2 protein-coding genes and 1 pseudogene are annotated in these 3,886 nt (G+C 65.4%); all 3 read right to left on the bottom strand.

What is annotated here, in order from left to right:
• Positions 1–62: 62 nt before the first annotated feature.
• Positions 63–2,057: an acyl CoA:acetate/3-ketoacid CoA transferase gene (locus VKI00_RS15555; protein WP_324438836.1), complete on the bottom strand. Its 1,995-nt coding sequence runs from the start codon at positions 2,055–2,057 to the stop codon at positions 63–65.
• Positions 2,058–2,148: 91 nt separating this feature from the next.
• Positions 2,149–3,369, bottom strand: coding sequence for an acyl-CoA dehydrogenase family protein (locus VKI00_RS15550; protein WP_324438832.1), 1,221 nt, complete (start codon positions 3,367–3,369; stop codon positions 2,149–2,151).
• A gap of 386 nt (positions 3,370–3,755) precedes the next feature.
• Positions 3,756–3,886: pseudogene (locus VKI00_RS15545) on the bottom strand (poly(3-hydroxyalkanoate) depolymerase); the annotation flags it as partial.

Raw genomic sequence — 3,886 nt, 5'->3', positions numbered from 1 at the left:
CGGGGTTTCTATGAATACACCCGTTAGCCCGCCGGTCTGGGTGACACCCGGTGGTGGGCGGCCTATCCGGGTGGCCGGGATCCGTTGTCGGCGCGGCTGTTGAGCCATGCGAGCGCTTCTTGGCGGCTTTCGTAGATGTGGGGGGCGAGTCCGCGCTGGGAGAGGTGTCCAGCGAGCTTGAGCCGCATGAAGGAGCTGGTGGTGTACCGGGTGACGCTCTCGTAATGGCGTTCTGCGATGCCGCGGACGGCGGAGACGTACGCGTCGGCGAGGTCGGGGGCAAGATAGAGGTTGTCGTAGTTGACCACGACGTGCACCTTCTTACCGATCGCGGCCAGCCTTTTCTCGACCTCGGCGGTGATGGCTTCCACCTGGGCCGCTGTCTGTACCGATAGGCCCTCCAGGTTGAGGAAGAAAATGTTGCGGTCGGCGTCGTAGCCGAAGCGCGCTTCCAGCGGCACGGTGAGCAGATCGTCTTTGAGCCTCATCGGCTCGTTACGGAAGAGCCTCTCGTCCATCAGCTTCGGCTCATCTCTGATGATCGGGGTGAATCCGACATGGGCCAGGACATCGTTGTGCAGATCGATACCGGGGGCGATCTCGATGAGTTCCAGGCCCTCGGGCGCCAGCCGGAACACGCAGCGTTCGGTCACGTAGAGCACCGGCTGTCCGGTTGCCGCGGCGTATTGCGCGCTGAAGGTGCGTTGCTCGACCTTGTCAAGGAATTTGGGGGCGGCGACGCCGTCGGTGACGACGATGTGTCCATCGACGACACGGGTGCGGCACGGTGCCAGAAACGTTCCCAGAAACACCACCTTCTTGGCGTTTTGGCTGATGTTGATGAACCCGCCGGATCCGGCGAGCTTGGGCCCGAACCGGCTGACGTTGACGTTTCCGGACCCGTCGGCCTGCGCCATGCCCAGAAACGCCGCGTCAAGGCCGCCGCCGTCGTAGAAGTCGAACTGGGCGGGCTGGTCCAGGATGGCGTCACCGTTGATCGCCGAACCGAAATCCCGCCCGCCGGCCGGCATTCCCCCGATCACCCCGGGTTCGGCGGTCAGCACGATGTAGGTGAGGATATGCTCCTCGGCGGCCACGCTGGCGATGCCTTCGGGCATGCCGATGCCCAGGTTGACCACCGCGTTGGGCCGCAACTCCATCGCCGCGCGCCGGGCGATCACCTTGCGCTCGGACAATCCGAGCGGGGGAATCAACGACAAGGGCACGCGCAGCTCCCCGCTCATCGCGGGCGAATACTGGGTGCCCCAGGTCTGGGTGTGATGCTCGGGCGTGGACACCACCACGCAGTCGACGAGCACGCCCGGAATCTTCACCTCCTTGGGACTGAGCACTCCCACGTCGGCGATGCGTTCCACCTGGACGATCACCAGGCCGCCGGCGTTGTGGACCGCCATGGCAACGGCGAGGGACTCGAGGTACAGCGCCTCGTGTTCCATGGTGATGTTGCCGTTGGGGTCGGCGGTGGTGCCGCGCAGGAACGCCACATCCAGCCGCTCGAACGCCTTGTAGAACAGGTATTCCTGGCCGCCGATGGACATCAGTTCGACACGGTCCTCGGTGGTCTTGTCGTTGATTTTCCCGCCGCCGTTGCGCGGGTCGACGAACGTGTCGAGGCCGACCCGGGTGAGTAGCCCCGGCTTACCGGCGGCGCTGTCGCGGAACAGTTGGGCGATCACCCCCTGCGGCAGGTTGTAGGCCTCGATCTTGTTGCCGACCGCCATCTTGCCGAGCTCACCCGACATCCCCCAGTGCCCGCCGATGGCGCGCTTGAGCAGGCCCTCGTAGCACAGGCGGTCAAACCCGCGCCCTTCCCGGTTGCCTTGCGCGACGGTGAACGTCAACGTCAGATCCGTCGGCGCGCCGGTCTGCAGGAATCGCACCTCCAGCGCCAGGGTGAGCTCCTCGGCGAAGCATTGTCCGGCAAAACCCTCCGCCACGATGGTGTCGCCATCCCGGATCAACGCCACGGCCTCCGCGGCGGTCACGATTTTGTCCGGGGCGGTCAGGCCGGACAACGAATCGGCGGGAAACTCCATCTGTCTCATCTCCTCTTCGGTGTCGCGTCACCGCCGCAGACCCATCCCCGAGCCCACCGGGGCCCAGCAGGTGCCGTGCAGACGTCGCGGATCAGGTGAAGGCGCTCAAGCCCGTGATGTCCCGGCCGACGAGCAGGGTTTGGATTGTCTCTGTTCCCTCATAGGTGTAGATGGTTTCGATGTCGGTCATGTGGCGGATGACGTGGTTCTCCAGCAGAATGCCGTTGCCGCCCAACAGATTGCGCGCCTCGGCGAGCACCTGGCGGGCCTTGACGGTGTTGTTGAGCTTGCCCAGCGCCGCGATCGTGTCGGAGAGCTCCTCGGTGTCATCCAGACGCCCGATGCGCAAGCAGTACAGCTGCATGGCCGTGATCTCGCAGAGCATCTGGACCAGCTTTTCCTGCACGATCTGGAACCGCGCCAGCGGCCTGCCGAACTGGGTGCGCTGCTGGGCGTAGCTCAGCGCGGCGTCGTAACCGGCCACCGCGTGGCCGAGTGCTGACCAGGCGCACGTGGCGCGGGTAGCCTTGAGCACTCGGCCGGTGTCCTTGAAGCTGTATGCCCCGGGGAGGCGGTTGTCCACTGGCACCCGCACATCGATCAGGTCGATATCGGCTTGCCACAGCGCACGCAGCGAGCCCTTCCCCTCGATCACGCGGGCCTCATACCCGGGCGTCCCCTTCTCCACCAGGAAACCCTTGACCTGCAGATCCTCGGCGTCGCGAGCCCAGACCACCACCACGTCGGCCAGCGTGCCATTGCCGATCCAGCGCTTGGCGCCGTTGATCACATACTCATCTCCGACGCGGCGCGCCTCGGTCTCAAGCGACACCGAGTCCGAGCCGTGCCGCGGCTCGGTCAACGCGAACGCGCCCAGCTTCTCACCACGCGCCATCGCCGGCAGCCAGCGTTGCTTCTGCTCTTCGGAGCCCAGCAGGTGGATTGAGCGCATCGCCAGGCCAGCCTGTACCCCCACGAAGGTGCCCACGCTGCCGTCGCCGCGGTGGAGTTCCATCGTGATCAACCCGGCAGCCGTGGCGCTCATCGGCGGGCAACCGTAGCCCTGCAGGCCGTCGCCAATCAAACCCAACTCACCGAGGCGCCGACACAGCTCCAGGGGCACCTCGGCGCGCTCCCAGAAGCCGTTGATCACCGGCAGCACTTCCTCGTCAACGAACCGACGTGCCCGCTCCAGATACCCTCGCTCGTCCGGGGTGAGGTTCTCCTTGAGCAGAAAATAATCGGTGCCGAGCGCCTTACCGATATTCGGGTAGACCGGCCTCGAAGAGGTCGCCGGGTCGGTGGCGGTCATATGTGCCTGCCTTCCGTGGGAGAGTGCCTGGGCTTTATACGGTTGCGGGTTTCGCGCGGACCCGGCAGCATCGAAGCGCAGCCGCGTACCGGTTGTCACACTTCATTTTGCGCCCCCCACCCGTGACGGCGCTGCTCATCGGCACAAATCAGCACCGCATCCCAGACGCCCACCCACGACGGTCACGCGCATCTGCGGCCACGCACGCCCGGTCAGTCCAGCCGGTCGCGCCACGCCCAGGCGCCCAATGCCAGCGCGGCAACCGATTACCGACCTACCCGCCCGCTCTAGTCGGTTTCGGAGTCCAACAACGGCTGCTCGCCTGTCCGGGTTCCAGTGCGTGGGAGCCCGCTGTCGGTGGTTGTTGCCGTACCCATATCACGCTTTCACTGCATTCTTCTGAACATCTCGATAATCGGCGCCAGCTCGGCGGCATTGCTAATCAGATCCACATGTCCGCCGGAGTGCAGGTGCAAGGTGGAGTGGGGCAGCAGCCGATGCAGAATCCTGGCGTTCG

It is taken from the genome of Mycobacterium sp., from assembly GCF_035314665.1.
Lineage (GTDB): Bacteria > Actinomycetota > Actinomycetes > Mycobacteriales > Mycobacteriaceae > Mycobacterium.
The sequence above is the reverse complement of the archived record's forward strand: the minus strand, read 5'-3'. Positions and strand labels throughout refer to the sequence as shown.